This is a genomic window from Nonomuraea pusilla (assembly GCF_900109355.1).
In the GTDB taxonomy this organism is placed as follows: Bacteria; Actinomycetota; Actinomycetes; order Streptosporangiales; family Streptosporangiaceae; genus Nonomuraea; species Nonomuraea pusilla.
Window position 1 is genome coordinate 62,181 of sequence record NZ_FOBF01000001.1, and the last position, 15,304, is coordinate 77,484.

Sequence of the window (15,304 nt, forward strand, 5' to 3'; positions counted from 1 at the left end):
GCACGCGCGTGAAGAACATCCCCGGAATGGAAGCGATACTGACCGACCCGGCGGGCGCCGTGATCGGGCTCGACTTCGACGGGACCCTCTCGCCGATCGTCGCAGACCCCGCCTCCGCCGTCATCCACCCGGACGCGCCCGCCGTGCTCGCCGAGCTGGGCGGGCACGTCATGGCCGTGGCCATCGTGACGGGACGCCCCGTCGCGACGGCGCTGGAGCTCGGACGAGGGCTGGAGGCGGTGCCCGGCCTGGTCGTGCTCGGCCACTACGGTTTCGAGCGCTGGGAGGGCGGCCGGGTCTCCGCGCCCCCGCCCCCGGCGGGCGTCCCCAGGGCCCGCGCCGACCTGCCGCTGCTGCTCGACTCCCTCGGCCTCGACGGCGTCACCGTCGAGGACAAGGGGCGGGCGGTCGCCGTCCACACGCGGCGCAGCCCCGATCCCGAGGCGGCGCTGGCCGTCCTGCGCGACCCGCTCGCCAAGCTGGCGGAGAAGCACGGCCTGGTGGTCGAGCCCGGCCGCATGGTGCTGGAGCTGCGCCCGCCCGGCATGGACAAGGGCCACGCACTCAGCATGTTCCTGGCCGAGCGCGACGCGCGGTCGGTGCTGTTCGCCGGCGACGACCTGGGCGACCTGGCCGCCTTCGACGCCGTGCGCGCGTCGGGGCTGCCCGGCGTGACGGTCTGCAGCGGCTCCGCCGAGGTCACCGCCCTGGCCGAGCGGGCCGACATCGTGGTCGACGGCCCGGAAGGCGTGATCGCCCTCCTGCGGGAACTCTCATCGGCTTTCAGTCGTTAGCGACTGGTCTGCAAGTGGTGGCCGATACGTTCGCCGCATGAGCAAGCGATTCCTCGCCGTCGCGGCCGTGGCCGCGGCGGCGCTCGTCGGTATGTCCACCGCCGCGTCCGTCCCCGCGTCCGCCGCCCCCGCCCAGCAGCTGAAGCTCCGCAACGGCCTGACCCTCTACATCCCGATCCAGTGGGTCGTGCACGGTGGCGGCACCGACTGGGTCCGCGTGGTGACGGGCAAGTGCGCGCACCCCGAGGACGGCTACGGCGGGTCGGAGTGCGACAGCTTCTGGATCCTCGGGCCGAAGGCCATCAAGGTCGGCAACGAGGCGTTCTCTCCCTACACGGGCGAGAAGCCGTACTACCCCGCCACCGACGTGCAGATGTGCCCGTTCAACCACAAGTGGGGTGAGGTCATCGGCCCGAAGGGCACCAGGGGCCTGCGCCAGGTCGGCCCCGGGCACAAGGCGGCCTACCGCGAGTGGAAGTCCACCTGCGTCAGCTACTCGAACGGCGCGGTGAAGGCGCGCTTCACGCAGCGCGAGTGGTACCTGCCGAAGTCGAAGATCCTCGTCGTGGACCAGTGGAACACGCCGGGACTGCCGGACACCCTCAAGTACGCCGACTGGATGTGACGTGCTAGCCGAGCGCGTCGAGCTGGGCGGCGAGCCACCTGTCGGGCGGCAGGGCGGTGGCCGCCTCGCGCAGCCTCTCGCCGCGCCGCCTGCGCTCGTCCTCCGGCATGACCAGCGCCCGGTGCAGGGCGGCGGCGGTGCCGGTGACGTCGTACGGGTTGACCAGCAGCGCGTGCGGCCCCAGCTCGGCCGCCGCGCCGGCCTCCCGCGACAGCACCAGCGCGCAGCGCGGGGACAGGATCGGGCCCTCCTTCGCCACCAGGTTCATGCCGTCGCGGATCGGGTTCACCAGCAGCACGTCGGCCATCCGGTAAGCCGCCAGCGAGCGCGGGTAGTCGTCGTTGACGTTGAGGATCAGAGGGTCCCAGTCCTCGGTGGCGTACTCGTCCTCGATCTCCTTGGCCCAGCGCTGCACCGACGCGGTGTACTCGCGGTACTCCGGCAGGTCGTGCCTGCTCGGGTAGGCGAAGGCCAGGTGCACCACGCGGCCGTGCCACTCGGGGTGCGCGGCGAGGAACTCGCCGTAGGCCATGAGGCCGCGCACGATGTTCTTCGACAGCTCTGTGCGGTCGATGCGGACGATCAGCCTGCGGTCGCCCACCTGCTGCCTGAGCGCGGCCATGTGCGACTCGACGTCGGGCTCGCAGGCCCGCTCCCACAGGGCGTGGCCGTCGACCCCCAGGCTGTGGACGCCGATCCTGGTGGCGCGGCCCTCGTGGACGACGGTGCGCAGGCGGCGGTCCACCCGCGCGCCGAGCACCGACTCGCAGCAGTCCATGAACGCCCGCGCCCACCTGTCGGTCAGGAAGCCCGCGTGGTCGGCGCCGAGGATGCCCTCCAGGACCTCCCGCGCCACCTCGTCGGGCAGCAGCGAGAAGTACTCGGGCGGCGCCCACGGCGTGTGGCTGAAGTGCGCCACGCGCAGGTCGGGCCGCTCGGCCCTGAGCATCGCCGGGGTCAGGGTGAGGTGGTAGTCCTGCACCATCACCCGCGCGTGCGGGCCGGCCTCCTCGGCGAGCGCCAGCGCGAACGCCCCGTTGTAGTCGCGGTACGACTCCCATTCGCGCGCGAACCTCGTGCCGAAGCTCGGCGCGTTCGGGGTGTCGTAGAGCAGGTGGTTGACGAACCACAGGGTGGAGTTGGCCACCGCGTTGTAGGCGCGGTGGAACGTCGCGGGAGGGATGTCGAGCATCCGCAGCGCGCCCGTGGCGTAGCCCGCGTGGTCGAGCCGGCCGCCGGGTGCCCGCCGCACCGCGATGCGGTCGCCGTCGGACAGCGCGGCGCACACCCAGACGACGCCGTGCTCCTTGGCCACGCCGGACAGGCCGGACACCAGGCCGCCGCCGCCGCGCTTCATCGTCAGCTCGCCGTCCTCGGAGACGGTGAAGGAGACGGGCCCTCTGTTCGAGGCCACCAGGACGCTGTTCATGGAAGCTCCCTCCGACCATAGGATCCCAGGCATGGCGCTTGATGAGCTAACCGAGGAACTGGCCCGCTCCGCCGCAGCCGGAGACCATCGCGCGCTCGGCGAGCTCCTGCGGAGAATAGAGCCCGACGTGCTGCGCCACTGCTCCCGCATCCTGCCGTACCACCAGGACGCGGAGGAGGCCTCCCAGGACACCCTGCTGGCCGTGGCGCGCAACATCAAGAGGTTCGAGGGCCGCGCCAGGTTCAGCACCTGGCTGCACATCGTCACGGCCAACTGCGCGCGCACCACGTACCGTTCGCTGAAGCGCAGGGCGGCCGAGCAGAGCTCCGACGAGCTGCCCATGCAGAAGCCGGACGCGCGGAGGGTGAGCGTCATCGCGGGGTCGCGGCTCGACCTGCTCGACGCCATGGAGGCGCTGGAGGCCGACAAGCCCGACCTGGCGCAGGCGCTGGTGCTGCGCGACATCGTCCAGCTCGACTACAACGAGGTGGCCGAGCAGCTCGGCATCCCGCTCGGCACCGCCAAGTCGCGCATCCACCAGGCCCGCAAGTACGTGCAGGCGGCGCTGGGAGACGACTACCGGTGAGACGGGCTGTCCCGGATGGTGAGACGGGTGGTTGTTCTCCGGCCTTCTGCAGGTAGAGTCCTTCTCGACAACTGAACATTGCTCATCCAGAGGGGTGGAGGGACCGGCCCTGCGAAGCCCCGGCAACCCTCCCGGCTTGTGCTCGCGACCAGGCGAGGCCGACCGGGACAGGGTGCCAATTCCGGTCTGCGGTCAAGGTGGCCGCGGGCGAAGATGAGGGAAGGCCTCGCTTCATGTCGCTTGACTTTGGTCCTGCCGTCGCTCTGTCCTGCCGTGAGTGCGGCGCGCGCTACCCCCTCGGGCCCAGCTTCGCGTGTGTCGAGTGTTTCGGGCCGCTGGAGGCGGCCTACGAGTTCGGCCACGTCACCCGCGAGCAGATCGAGTCGGGCCCGGCCAGCATCTGGCGCTACCGTTCGCTGCTGCCCGTCCCCGCCGACGTGGCCACCAAGCCCAACATGAACCCGGGCTGGACGAGGCTCGTCAAGGCCGGCAACCTCGGCCGGGCGCTCGGCTTCAAGTCCCTTCACGTCAAGGACGACTCGGGCAACCCCACCCACTCCTTCAAGGACCGCGTGGTGGCCATGGCGGTCGAGGCGGCGCGCAACTTCGGCTTCCACACGCTGTCCTGCTCCTCCACCGGCAACCTGGCGGGCGCGGTCACGGCCGCCGCCGCGCGGGCCGGGCTGGAGGCGTGCGTGTTCATCCCCGCCGACCTGGAGCAGGCGAAGATCGCCATGGCCCGGGTGTTCGGCGGCAGGCTCATCGGCATCGACGGCACGTACGACGAGGTCAACAGGTTCTGCTCGGAGCTGATCGGCGACCCGCTCGGCGACAAGTGGGGCTTCGTCAACGTGAACCTGCGGCCCTACTACGCCGAGGGCTCCAAGACGCTCGCGTACGAGATCGCGGAGCAGCTCGGCTGGCGGCTGCCCGAGCAGATCGTCATCCCCATCGCCTCCGGCTCCCAGCTCACGAAGATCGACAAGGGCTTCAAGGAGCTGGTGGCGCTGGGCCTGGTCGAGGACACCCCGTACAAGATCTTCGGGGCGCAGGCCGCGGGCTGCTCGCCGGTCTCCACCGCGTTCAAGGCGGGCCACGAGGTCGTCCAGCCGGTCAAGCCCGACACCATCGCCAAGTCGCTGGCCATCGGCAACCCCGCCGACGGCCCGTACGTGCTCGACATCGCGCGCCGCACGGGCGGCGCGGTCGAGGACGTCACCGACGCCGAGATCGTCGAGGCGATCAGGCTGCTCGCGTCCACCGAGGGCGTCTTCGCCGAGACCGCGGGCGGTGTCACCGTGGGCGTGCTGAAGAAGCTGGCCGAGTCGGGGCGTCTCGACCCCGAGGCCGAGACCGTGGTGCTCAACACCGGCGACGGGCTCAAGACGCTCGACGTCATCGCGGCGGACGCCGCCCCCACGGCCGTGATCCGGCCCTCGCTCGACGCGTTCCGCGCGACTGTCTGACAATCAGGAAAGGCGACGTAAACCCATGAGCGTTTCTGTGCGGATTCCCACCATCCTGCGCACCTACACCGGCGGCAGCGCGGAAGTGAGTGGCGAAGGCGCCACTCTTCGTGAGGTTCTGGCCAAGCTCGACTCCGACTACCCGGGGATCGGCGCGCGCATTCTGGATGAATCGGGCAAGATTCGGCGTTTTGTCAACGTTTACGTGGGCGAAGAGGACGTCCGTTTTGCTCAGGGCCTGGACACTCCGGCCCCCGAGGGCACCCAGATCTCCATCATCCCGGCGGTCGCGGGCGGCTGACGGCCCGCTCCCCGTCCGTGGAAGGCGCCCCTTGTGGGCGCCTTCTCCATTTTCGGCCAATTCAACATTGAACGAATCTGCTCGTGGGAAATAGGTAGTTTGCTGATTGACTCTGTTGCCAAACCCCTTGCCACAGGTATGGTCGAGGACGATCGTCTGGCTGTTTTCCCCATAAGTCACGGCGATTACGGGTCTCGCGGAGGAATGGGCGAGATCTGTTAGCCCAGTAAGAGGAGTCGGAAGTGGCGCAGGGCACCGTCAAGTGGTTCAACGCGGACAAGGGCTACGGCTTCATCGCGGTAGACGGTGGTAAGGATGTATTCGTCCATTACTCGGCGATCCTGATGGACGGGTATCGAGCCCTCGAGCAAGGCCAGCGGGTCGAGTTCGAGATCACGCAGGGCCAGAAGGGCCCGCAGGCGGAGTCGGTCCGTACGGTCTGATTCGTCGCCGTCATCCACAGGGCAGGTCGCGCGTCGGCGCAGTGCGCGCGTCCCTGCCGTCCATCATCGCCGACCGGGATACGGCGAGTTCCTCGCCAGACTCGCCGTACCTCTCGGATTCGGGGCTGACCTGGGCCGAAAGGCCGGGCAGGTAGCGCTTCGCTTGCACTCGACCGGGTAGAGTGCTAAACAGTTCGTTGGCACTCTGTCCTGCAGAGTGCCAACGACTCGGATCGAGACGACGGGGTCTGCCGAACGGAGATGCGGGCCCTTGCCGTCGCGGGCGTCGGCTCGGTCCACGACAGCCACCCTGCATCTGGGAGGTCTAGCCTTATGGCAGCCAAGATGATCGCGTTTGACGAGGACGCCCGGCGCGGTCTCGAGCGCGGTATGAACCAGCTCGCCGACGCCGTCAAGGTGACCTTGGGCCCGAAGGGCCGCAACGTCGTTCTGGAGAAGAAGTGGGGCGCCCCCACCATCACCAACGACGGTGTCTCGATCGCCAAGGAGATCGAGCTCGAGGACCCGTGGGAGAAGATCGGCGCCGAGCTGGTCAAGGAAGTCGCCAAGAAGACCGACGACGTCGCGGGCGACGGCACCACCACGGCCACCGTGCTCGCCCAGGCGCTGGTGCGCGAGGGTCTGCGTAACGTCGCCGCCGGCGCGAACCCGATGGCCCTGAAGAAGGGCATCGAGGCCGCGGTCGAGCGCGTGAGCGAGGAGCTCTCCAAGCTGGCCAAGGACGTGGAGACCAAGGAGCAGATCGCCTCCACCGCCTCCATCTCCGCCGCCGACCCCGAGATCGGGGCGCTCATCGCCGAGGCGATGGACAAGGTCGGCAAGGAAGGCGTCATCACCGTCGAGGAGAGCAACACCTTCGGCCTGGAGCTCGAGCTCACCGAGGGCATGCGCTTCGACAAGGGCATGACCTCGATGTACTTCGTCACCGACTCCGACCGCATGGAGGCCGTGCTCGAGGACCCGTACATCCTGATCGTCAACAGCAAGGTCTCGGCCAACAAGGACCTGCTCCCGCTGCTCGACAAGGTCGTGCAGTCCGGCAAGCCGCTGCTGATCATCGCTGAGGACATCGAGGGCGAGGCCCTGGCCACCCTGGTCGTCAACAAGATCCGCGGCCTGTTCCGCTCCGTCGCCGTCAAGGCGCCGGGCTTCGGCGACCGCCGCAAGGCCATGCTGAACGACATCGCCATCCTCACCGGTGGCCAGGTCATCGCCGAGGAGGTCGGTCTCAAGCTCGAGAACGCCACCCTCGACCTGCTCGGCCGCGCCCGCAAGGTCGTGGTGACCAAGGACGAGACCACGATCGTCGACGGCGCCGGTGACGCCGAGGCCATCGCGGGCCGCGTCAACGAGATCCGCGCCGAGATCGAGCGCACCGACTCCGACTACGACCGCGAGAAGCTCCAGGAGCGCCTCGCCAAGCTGGCCGGCGGCGTGGCCGTCATCAAGGCCGGCGCGGCCACCGAGGTCGAGCTCAAGGAGCGCAAGCACCGCATCGAGGACGCCGTGCGCAACGCGAAGGCGGCCGTCGAGGAGGGCATCGTCCCCGGCGGTGGCGTGGCGCTGCTGCAGGCGGGCGCCAAGGCGTTCGACAAGCTGGAGCTCAACGGCGACGAGGCCACCGGCGCGCAGATCGTGCGCAAGGCCCTCGAGGAGCCGCTGAAGCAGATCGCCGTCAACGCCGGCCTCGAGGGCGGCGTCGTGGTGGAGAAGGTTCGCAACCTGACCCCGGGTGAGGGCCTGAACGCCGCCACCGGCGAGTACGTCAACATGTTCGACAACGGGATCATCGACCCGGCGAAGGTGACGCGTTCCGCGCTGCAGAACGCCGCCTCGATCGCGGCGCTGTTCCTGACCACCGAGGCCGTCATCGCCGAGAAGCCGGAGAAGACCCCGGCCGCTCCCGGTGGCATGCCCGGCGGCGGCGACATGGACTTCTGAGTCCTGCTCGCCCTGTATGACACGGAAGGGCGGCCCGGTTCTCGTGACCCGGGCCGCCCTTCGGCGTGTCGGCGGCGGCGCGCGGCGGTCAGACCCCGAAGTGGGCGACGATCGAGCCGCGCGCCAGCGTGTTCGCGGTGATGTTGAAGCCCACCACCGCGGGGCTGGCGTCGCCGCCGACCCCCAGCTTGTCCACGCCCAGCGCGTGGACGGTGAAGACGTAGCGGTGCGGCGCCCCGGGCGGGGGAGCGGCGCCGCCGTAGTCCTTCGTGCCGTAGTCGTTGCGCGCGTGCACCGCGCCCGGCGGCAGCCCCTTGAACTCCGGAGCCGTGCCGGCGCCCGCGGGCAGCTCCGTCACGTCCGCCGGGATGTCGAACAGCACCCAGTGCCAGAAGCCGCTGCCCGTGGGCGCGTCGGGGTCGAAGCAGGTGACGGCGTAGCCCCGGGTGCCCATGGGCGCGCCGGACCACCGCAGGTGCGGCGACACGTTCTGGCCCGTCATGCCCCAGTCGTTGAAGACGTGGAGGTCGTTCAGCCTCTCCCCGTGCTGGATGTCGTCGCTGGTGACGGTGAGCTCGGGGACCGATGGCAGATGGTCGTGTGGCAGCGGTGCCGGCACGGCGTCCCTCCTCCTAGTGCTTTCCAGGTCCTTTCGCGCCCATCCTAGAAGCGCGCCCGGATCTTTCCCCGCGCGACTCCGGCGCGTCAGGAGGCGAGCTGCTCGGGCAGCGGCTTGTCGTGCAGGACGGTCAGCGAGGTGACCGCGCGGGTGAGCACCACGTACAGGCGGGCCAGGCCCCTCGGCTCCGCCGCCACGATGTCGGCGGGCTCGACGACCACGACGTGGTCGTACTCCAGGCCTTTGGCCAGGGTGGCGGGGACGACCAGCAGGCGGTGCTCCTCCTCGGCCGAGTCGGGGCCGAGCACGGTGTGGGGGAGGCCCGCGAGCTCCTCGGAGACGCGCGGCACCAAAGCGTCGGGCACGATGACGCCGATCGAGCCCTCCCTGGCCAGCGCCTCCTCGGCGGCCTGGAGGACGGAGCCGCCGGGACGTACCGACAGCGAGCCCTGGCCGGGGCGCAGCGACCTCGGCGCGGCCAGGCCGGGCGCGACGTCGGGCAGCAGGCGGGCGGCGAAGTCGAGGACCTCGCGCGGCACGCGGAAGCCGAGCGTCAGCTCGGTCACCTCGCCCTCCTCCTGGCCCAGGTGCCTGAGCACCTCCTGCCAGGAGCGGGTGGACCAGGGGGTGGTGCCCTGGGCCAGGTCGCCGAGCACGGTGGCCGAGCCGTTGCGGCAGCGGCGGCCGAGCGCGCGCAACTGCATCTCGGACAGGTCCTGGGCCTCGTCCACGACCAGGTGGCCCAGCGACGGCGTGCGTTCCATCAGGTCGCGCAGCTCGTCGAGGAGCGCCGCGTCGGCGGCCGACCACTTCGCGGACTTCCAGCTCCGGTACGGCTTGGGCCAGAGCAGCATGTCCTGCTCCTCGGCCGACAGGCCGGACCTGGCGGCGCTCGCCAGGAAGCCGGCGTCGGACAGCAGGCGGAAGAGCACCTGCTCCGCCGTCAGCTTCGGCCAGACCTTGTCCACCAGGGCCTTCACCGGCTTCGACCGGGCCACCGCGTCCTGCACGCGGTCGTCGGGCGACTCGCCGCGCTGCTCCATCCTGACGAGCACCAGGTGGGCCAGCCGCTGCGCCAGCGCGGCGCGTCCCGGCAGGTAGCGGGTCGTGCCGCGCAGCGACGCCACGATCTCGCGCACCTCGTGGTCGGCGACCCGGTAGCGGTAGGCGCCCTTGGTGAAGACCAGGCCCTCGTCCGGCTTCACGATGTGCAGCCAGAGCGCGCGCTCCAGCACCGCGGCCATCCTGGCGTCGCCCTTGACCGCCGCCACCGCCGGGTCCTCCGGCGCGGCGTGCTCGCCGAGCAGGCCCGGCACGGTGGTCTGGTCGACCTTGACCTCGCCGAGCGCGGGCAGCACCGAGGAGATGTAGGACAGGAACGCGCGGTTCGGGCCGACGATCATGACGCCGGCCCTGGCCAGCCGCTCGCGGTGGGTGAACAGCAGGTACGCGGCCCGGTGCAGGCCCACGGCGGTCTTCCCGGTGCCCGGCGCGCCCTGGACGCACACGGTCTGGGTCAGCGCGGAGCGGACGATCTCGTCCTGGTCGGGCTGGATGGTGGCGACGATGTCGCGCATCGGGCCGGTGCGCGGGCGCTCGATCTCCTCGGTGAGGATCTTCGAGGGGCCGATCTCGACGCCTTCGCCCAGCGGCTCGTCCTCGTACGCGGTGAGCGCGCCGCCGTGGTAGCCGAAGCGGCGGCGGCGTACGACGCCCATGGGGTCGGCGGGGCTGGCCTGGTAGAAGGCCCGCGAGACGGGCGCCCGCCAGTCGATGACGAGGGGGCGGCTGGCGGTGTCGTGGACGTGCCTGCGGCCGACGTAGATGGTGCCGGGCAGGTCGTCGCCCCCGGCGCGGTCGAGGCGGCCGAAGAACAGCGGGGTGTCGGGGTGGTCGGCGAGCGCGGCCACGCGCTGGTCGAGCAGCGCCTGGAGGATCTGCTGGGAGACCCAGTCGCCGGCGGCGTCGGCCGACAGGGACTGGGCGTGGGCGCGCATGGCCTTGAGCGCGGCCCTGGACGCCGCCAGGTGGGCCTGTTCGGCCGTGAGGACGTCGGTGGGGTCGTCGGTTATGTCTGGAGCGAGCTGGTGTGCGGGCATGCGGAAGCGCCTCCCGGGTCGAGTGATCGGAGGTGATAACAGGCAGCGAATCCGCCAGTTTAGTGGTCGTTCAGCAACGCTTCCAAAGCATTTACCGGCCGCCACGCGGGTACGACGGGAAGGTGCGGCTCGGATTCTCGCCCCTGCTTCCCACGGTCGCCAGCCTGTTACTGGCCGCGCTGTGGGGGCTCTCCGTGTTCGGGGGGTGGGGGGTGGAGGCGTTCTGCGCGGGCGGCGGGTCGCCGTCGTCGTGCTCCGAGCGTTACGGCGCGGTCTCCGCCGCGTCGGTGCCGTTCGCCGTCGCGGCGGCGGTCTGCACGCTGGCCGCCTGGTTCAGGCGCGAGGGGCCCGCGTTCGGCTTCGTGATCGGGGCGGGCGTGGCCTGCTGGGTAGTCGCGGAGGGCGTGCTGTTCTTCGGAGGCATGCTCGTCCAGTCATAAAGGCTGGCATTTCCCCGACAATGCGACCAACCTGGTAATACCGAAAAATTCGGGCATTTCAGGTGCGTTTGCTGGATCATGGGGGTATGTCGCATGCGGCGTGATAGTACGCAAGTGAGGGGGGTGGTTGGCATGTCGACGGCCCGCGGAGTCTCGTGGACGTGAGACAACCTTGACGCCTGGCCGCTCGGTGGGCGAGCGGCCAGGCGGTCGCGGTCGGCGTCAGACGCCGCCCAGCACGTCGTCGGCGTCCACGATCTGGTAGGCGTACCCCTGCTCGGCCAGGAAGCGCTGCCGGTGCGCCGCGAACTCCTGATCGACGGTGTCCCTGCTGACGATCGTGTAGAAGCGCGCGCCGCCGCCGTCGCTCTTCGGCCGCAGCACCCGGCCCAGCCGCTGCGCCTCCTCCTGCCGCGAGCCGAACGTCCCCGACACCTGGATCGCCACCGACGCCTCCGGCAGGTCGATCGAGAAGTTCGCGACCTTCGACACCACCAGCACCTGCAGCTCCTTGTCGCGGAACGCCTGGAACAGCCGCTCGCGCTCCTTGATGCGGGTGTCGCCCTTGATGACCGGCGCGTTCAGGTGCTCGCCCAGCTCGTCGAGCTGGTCGATGTACTGGCCGATCACCAGCACCTGCTCGCCCAGGTGACGGCGCACCAGCGCCTCGGTCACGTACGTCTTGGACGGCGTCGTCGCGCAGAACCGGTAGCGCTCCTCCGACTCGGCCATCGCGTACGCCAGCCGCTCCTCGTCGGTCAGCGTGACCCGCACCTCGACGCAGTCGGCGGGCGCGATCCAGCCCTGGTTCTCCATCTCCTTCCACGGCGCGTCGTAGCGCTTCGGGCCGATCAGGGAGAACACGTCGCCCTCGCGGCCGTCCTCGCGCACCAGCGTCGCCGTCAGGCCGATGCGGCGGCGCGCCTGCAGGTCGGCCGTCATCCTGAAGATCGGCGCGGGCAGCAGGTGCACCTCGTCGTAGACGATGAGGCCCCAGTCGCGCGCGTCGAACAGCTCCAGGTGGCTGTAGACGCCCTTCCGCCTGGTCGTCATCACCTGGTACGTGGCGATCGTGACCGGGCGGATCTCCTTCTTGCTGCCCGAGTACTCGCCGATCTCGTCCTCCGTCAGCGACGTGCGCTTGATCAGCTCGGTCTTCCACTGGTGGGCGGAGACCGTGTTCGTCACCAGGATGAGCGTGGTGGCGCGGGCGTGCGCCATGGCGGCCGCGCCCACGATGGTCTTGCCGGCGCCGCACGGCAGCACGACGACGCCGGAACCGCCGTTCCAGAAGGCGTCGGCCGCCTCCTGCTGGTACGGGCGCAGCGCCCAGCCGTCCTGCAGCAGGTCGATCGGGTGGCGCTCGCCGTCGACGTAGCCGGCGAGGTCCTCGGCGGGCCAGCCCAGTTTGAGCAGCGCCTGCTTGACGTTGCCGCGGTCGCTCGGGTGGACGATCACCGAGTCGGGGCCCAGGCGCTCGCCCAGCATCGGCTGGATCTTCCTCGAGCGCAGCACCTCCTCCAGCACCGCCCGGTCGGTGGAGGTGAGCACCAGGCCGTGGACGGGGTCCTTCTCCAGGCGCAGCCGGCCGTAGCGGGCCATCGTCTCGGCGACGTCCACGAGCAGCGCGTGCGGCACCGGGTAGCGGCTGAAGCTGATCAGCGCGTCGACGACCTGCTCGGCGTCGTGCCCGGCGGCGCGCGCGTTCCACAGCGCGAGCGGCGTGACCCGGTAGGTGTGGACGTGCTCGGGAGCGCGCTCAAGCTCGGCGAACGGCGCGATGGCCTTCCGGCACTCGCCGGCCTTCTCGTGGTCGACCTCGAGCAGCAGTGTTTTGTCGGACTGGACGATGAGCGGGCCGTCGTTCACGGACATCCCTTCCTACGGTTGACCCTTATCCAACACGCGCGAAGGCAGGAACAGTCCCCGAACCGGTCATCAATCCCCAGCGAGCGGGCCTCGCGCGGGGCAGGTCCTAGGCGAGGCGGGCGCGCAGGGCCGCGCGGTCCAGCTTCAGCGCGGGCGTCAGCGGCAGGGCGTCGGCGAGCACGACCTCGCGCGGGCGGCGCACCCGGCCGACGCGCTCCGCGGCCCACGCCGCGAGCTCGCCCGCCGTCGCCGCGGCTCCCGTCCTGAGCTGGACGAACGCCACCACCTCCTGGCCCACCGCCGGGTCGGGACGGCCCACGACGCCCGACATGACCACGTCGGGATGCGCGTCGAGCGCGTCCTCCACCTCGCGCGGGAACACGGTGAAGCCGCCCCTGACGATCGCGTCCCGCTTCCTGTCGACCACGTACAGGTAGCCGTCGTCGTCCACGCAGCCGACGTCGCCGGTGCGCAGCTCGCCGTCCACGAGCGCGGCGTCGCCGGGGCCCGGCCGGCCGCCGGCCCAGTAGCCGAGCATGAGCCGGTCGCCGGAGACGCAGATCTCGCCCAGGTCGCCGGGCTCCACAGGGGCGCCGTCGGCGTCGCGCACGGTGACGGCGTGCCCGGCCAGCGGCAGCCCCACGCTGCCCACCCGGCGCCGTCCCGGCGGGTTGAAGGAGGTCACGGCGCCGGTCTCGGTCATGCCGTAGCCCTCCAGCACCACCACGCCCGGCATCCTGCGCTCGAACTCCGCGATCGTCCGCCTGCCCAGCGGCTCGGCGCCGCAGGTCAGGTACGCCAGGTCGGGCAGCGGGTGGTCCTCGAGCGGCTCGGCCAGCAGCGTGCGGATCATGGCGGGGGTCACCGCGCCGAACCCGGCCCGCAGCTCCGCCGCCAGCCGCAGGAACCCCTCGGGCTCGAAGCCGTCCATGAGCACGGTCTGCCGGGGCGCGGGGGCGTGCAGCCCGGCGAGCCAGACGGCCATCCCGTACGCGTGGGTGAGCGGCACGGGGACGAGGCCGCGGTCCACCCCGTCCTGGCGGGACAGCGCGCAGGCGTCGCGGGCGACGTGCCAGAGCGCGCCGTGGCCGAGCATGACGCCCTTGGCCGGGCCGGTGGTGCCGCTCGTGTAGGCGAGCACGGCCAGGTCGCCGGGGTCGCGGCGCACGGGGCCGCGTTCTGGCCCGCGTTCCAGCTCCGACGTCCCCGCGAAGACGGGGACGTCCCCGGCGGCGGCCCGTACGGTCGGTTCAAGGCCGGGCGAGGTGACGACGGCGCGGGCGCCGCTGTCGGCGAGGACGTGCCGCAGGCGGTCGGTGAGGACGTGCCGCGGGTCGCCCGCGCCGGGCACGACCGGCGTCGCGACGGCCCCGGCCGACCAGACGGCCTGGAGGGCGAGCGGCAGCTCGGGGACGTTCGGCAGGGCCACGACGACCCGGTCGCCCGGTCCGATCCCGGCCTCGGCGAGGCCGCCGCACATCCGCCGGGCCCGCGCGGCCAGGGCGTGGGCGCGGTGCCAGACGCCCGCGGAGAAGACGGCGTCGTGGTCGTCGAAACGGTTCCATGCCTCCTCGGCCAGCCGGCCCAGCGTGTGCTCGCTCACATCAACAGATGATGCGCGGTGCGGACAGGAGTCAACCCCATGGCCGACTTGACTGCCCTTGTGGAAGATGTTGTGATGCCTCGTAAATAGACATAAGTCTACTTCTATAGCTTTGGTGTTTTCTGTCCCGCCTGCTCCGCATCGGCAGGGGATTTGGTACGCGGACCTGGTGACATGCCTGTTCCGAGTGGTACGGAACCATCGCGGCGCGGGCCGCGTATAAACCGGGGAAAGCACTTCGGCGCAATGCGCCGGACGCCCTGTTTTCCGCAGAAATCAAGCTGACAATGGCCGAGGGGACTACGTGACCGAGACGCCTGCACCGGGCGCACCACACCTTGACGCGACGGCACCGACCCGTGGCGTCATGACCGTCGACGACCGCCTGCGACCGGTGACCTCCCCCGTCACCGGCGACCTGGACCGGCGGACGGCCGACACCCTCCTCCGCTCCTACCTGGAGCCCGCCTGCTTCCCCGAGGCCGTCCATCGCCTGTCCGTCCGCCACCTGCTCGTCCTCGTCGGCGAGGAGGAGACCGGCAGGCGGCTCGGCGCCATCGCCCTGCTGTCCCGCATGTCGCTCGCGGAGAGCACGATCACCGTGCTCTCCCCGGGCCGCACCCTCGCCGACCTGCTCTCCCGCACCGAGTACGCCCCCGGCAGGGCCTACCTCCTGCACGACTGGACCGCCGAGAGCACCGACGGCCCCCGGCTGCTCGACCTCGCCCGCGCGCTGGCCGAGGTCGGCTCCTACCTCGTCATCACCCGCCACGGCGCCCCCTCGCCGGCGGCCGAGGTGGAGCACGCCTGGTCGGCGCCCGACCCCGGAGACCTGTTCGACCTGTGCGTCCACGCCCTCGACCGCACCGCCCGCAGGACGCCCGAGGAGATCGCCGTCGCGAGGGACCGTGCGCGGGCCCTGCCCACCCCGGCCGAGGTCGTGCGCCTCGCCTCCCGCCTCCTCCAGGACGCCGGGCCCGCCGACGACGCGGCGGCCGGCCTGCGCGCGCTCGCCGGCGCCTGACACCGGCTCAGAGCCCGGCTCGGAGACACCGGCTCGGAGACGCC

14 protein-coding genes and 1 riboswitch are annotated in these 15,304 nt (G+C 71.1%); of the genes, 9 read left to right on the forward strand and 5 right to left on the reverse strand.

What is annotated here, in order from left to right:
- The first annotated feature begins 26 nt into the window (after nucleotides 1-26).
- Both otsB and BMX74_RS00250 read left to right on the forward strand, forming a co-directional pair.
- A complete protein-coding gene (otsB, locus tag BMX74_RS00245; RefSeq protein ID WP_055507652.1) occupies nucleotides 27-794 on the forward strand; it encodes a trehalose-phosphatase in 768 nt (255 codons plus the stop codon).
- Nucleotides 795-831: 37 nt separating this feature from the next.
- Nucleotides 832-1,419 carry a hypothetical protein gene (locus BMX74_RS00250; protein ID WP_055507655.1) on the forward strand — a complete coding sequence of 196 codons (588 nt, stop codon included), beginning with the start codon at nucleotides 832-834 and terminating at the stop codon, nucleotides 1,417-1,419.
- A 4-nt stretch (nucleotides 1,420-1,423) separates the two neighbouring features.
- Here BMX74_RS00250 and BMX74_RS00255 read toward each other — a convergent pair whose 3' ends face one another.
- Entirely contained in the window at nucleotides 1,424-2,848 is a 1,425-nt protein-coding gene (locus tag BMX74_RS00255; protein ID WP_055507657.1) for an alpha,alpha-trehalose-phosphate synthase (UDP-forming), read from the reverse strand.
- Between the two features lie 31 nt (nucleotides 2,849-2,879).
- Between BMX74_RS00255 and BMX74_RS00260 the strand changes: the two genes are divergently transcribed.
- The 5 genes from BMX74_RS00260 (at nucleotide 2,880) to groL (ending at nucleotide 7,606) form a co-directional block, all read left to right on the forward strand.
- The gene (locus tag BMX74_RS00260; RefSeq protein ID WP_055507659.1) at nucleotides 2,880-3,434 is read left to right on the forward strand and encodes an RNA polymerase sigma factor; all 555 of its coding nucleotides are present in this window, start codon (nucleotides 2,880-2,882) and stop codon (nucleotides 3,432-3,434) included.
- A gap of 79 nt (nucleotides 3,435-3,513) precedes the next feature.
- Nucleotides 3,514-3,654: riboswitch (SAM riboswitch) on the forward strand.
- 13 nt (nucleotides 3,655-3,667) lie between these two features.
- A complete protein-coding gene (gene thrC, locus BMX74_RS00265) occupies nucleotides 3,668-4,900 on the forward strand; it encodes a threonine synthase (RefSeq protein ID WP_055507661.1) in 1,233 nt (410 codons plus the stop codon).
- A gap of 25 nt (nucleotides 4,901-4,925) precedes the next feature.
- Nucleotides 4,926-5,201, forward strand: a complete 276-nt coding sequence (locus BMX74_RS00270) for a MoaD/ThiS family protein (protein ID WP_055507663.1) — start codon at nucleotides 4,926-4,928, stop codon at nucleotides 5,199-5,201.
- Nucleotides 5,202-5,443: 242 nt separating this feature from the next.
- The gene (locus tag BMX74_RS00275; RefSeq protein WP_055507665.1) at nucleotides 5,444-5,644 is read left to right on the forward strand and encodes a cold-shock protein; all 201 of its coding nucleotides are present in this window, start codon (nucleotides 5,444-5,446) and stop codon (nucleotides 5,642-5,644) included.
- 333 nt (nucleotides 5,645-5,977) lie between these two features.
- The gene (groL, locus tag BMX74_RS00280; RefSeq protein WP_055507667.1) at nucleotides 5,978-7,606 is read left to right on the forward strand and encodes a chaperonin GroEL; all 1,629 of its coding nucleotides are present in this window, start codon (nucleotides 5,978-5,980) and stop codon (nucleotides 7,604-7,606) included.
- A gap of 88 nt (nucleotides 7,607-7,694) precedes the next feature.
- On the opposite strand, the gene BMX74_RS00285 is transcribed toward groL, so the two are convergent.
- Together BMX74_RS00285 and BMX74_RS00290 are read right to left on the reverse strand one after the other, a co-directional pair.
- On the reverse strand, nucleotides 7,695-8,225 hold the full coding sequence (locus tag BMX74_RS00285) for a YbhB/YbcL family Raf kinase inhibitor-like protein (RefSeq protein WP_055507669.1): 531 nt from the start codon (nucleotides 8,223-8,225) through the stop codon (nucleotides 7,695-7,697).
- A gap of 86 nt (nucleotides 8,226-8,311) precedes the next feature.
- Nucleotides 8,312-10,324, reverse strand: a complete 2,013-nt coding sequence (locus BMX74_RS00290) for a HelD family protein (protein WP_055507671.1) — start codon at nucleotides 10,322-10,324, stop codon at nucleotides 8,312-8,314.
- 122 nt (nucleotides 10,325-10,446) lie between these two features.
- Here BMX74_RS00290 and BMX74_RS00295 point away from each other — a divergent pair, with 122 nt between their 5' ends.
- Complete coding sequence (locus BMX74_RS00295) at nucleotides 10,447-10,764, forward strand: hypothetical protein (protein WP_055507673.1); 318 nt, start codon at nucleotides 10,447-10,449, stop codon at nucleotides 10,762-10,764.
- 222 nt (nucleotides 10,765-10,986) lie between these two features.
- Here the strand turns inward: BMX74_RS00295 and BMX74_RS00300 are convergent, their stop codons facing one another.
- Both BMX74_RS00300 and BMX74_RS00305 read right to left on the reverse strand, forming a co-directional pair.
- On the reverse strand, nucleotides 10,987-12,639 hold the full coding sequence (locus BMX74_RS00300) for a DNA repair helicase XPB (protein ID WP_091097411.1): 1,653 nt from the start codon (nucleotides 12,637-12,639) through the stop codon (nucleotides 10,987-10,989).
- A 100-nt stretch (nucleotides 12,640-12,739) separates the two neighbouring features.
- The gene (locus tag BMX74_RS00305; RefSeq protein ID WP_143078503.1) at nucleotides 12,740-14,236 is read right to left on the reverse strand and encodes a class I adenylate-forming enzyme family protein; all 1,497 of its coding nucleotides are present in this window, start codon (nucleotides 14,234-14,236) and stop codon (nucleotides 12,740-12,742) included.
- Nucleotides 14,237-14,603: 367 nt separating this feature from the next.
- Here BMX74_RS00305 and BMX74_RS00310 point away from each other — a divergent pair, with 367 nt between their 5' ends.
- A complete protein-coding gene (locus tag BMX74_RS00310; RefSeq protein ID WP_091097415.1) occupies nucleotides 14,604-15,260 on the forward strand; it encodes a hypothetical protein in 657 nt (218 codons plus the stop codon).
- Nucleotides 15,261-15,304 lie beyond the last annotated feature (44 nt).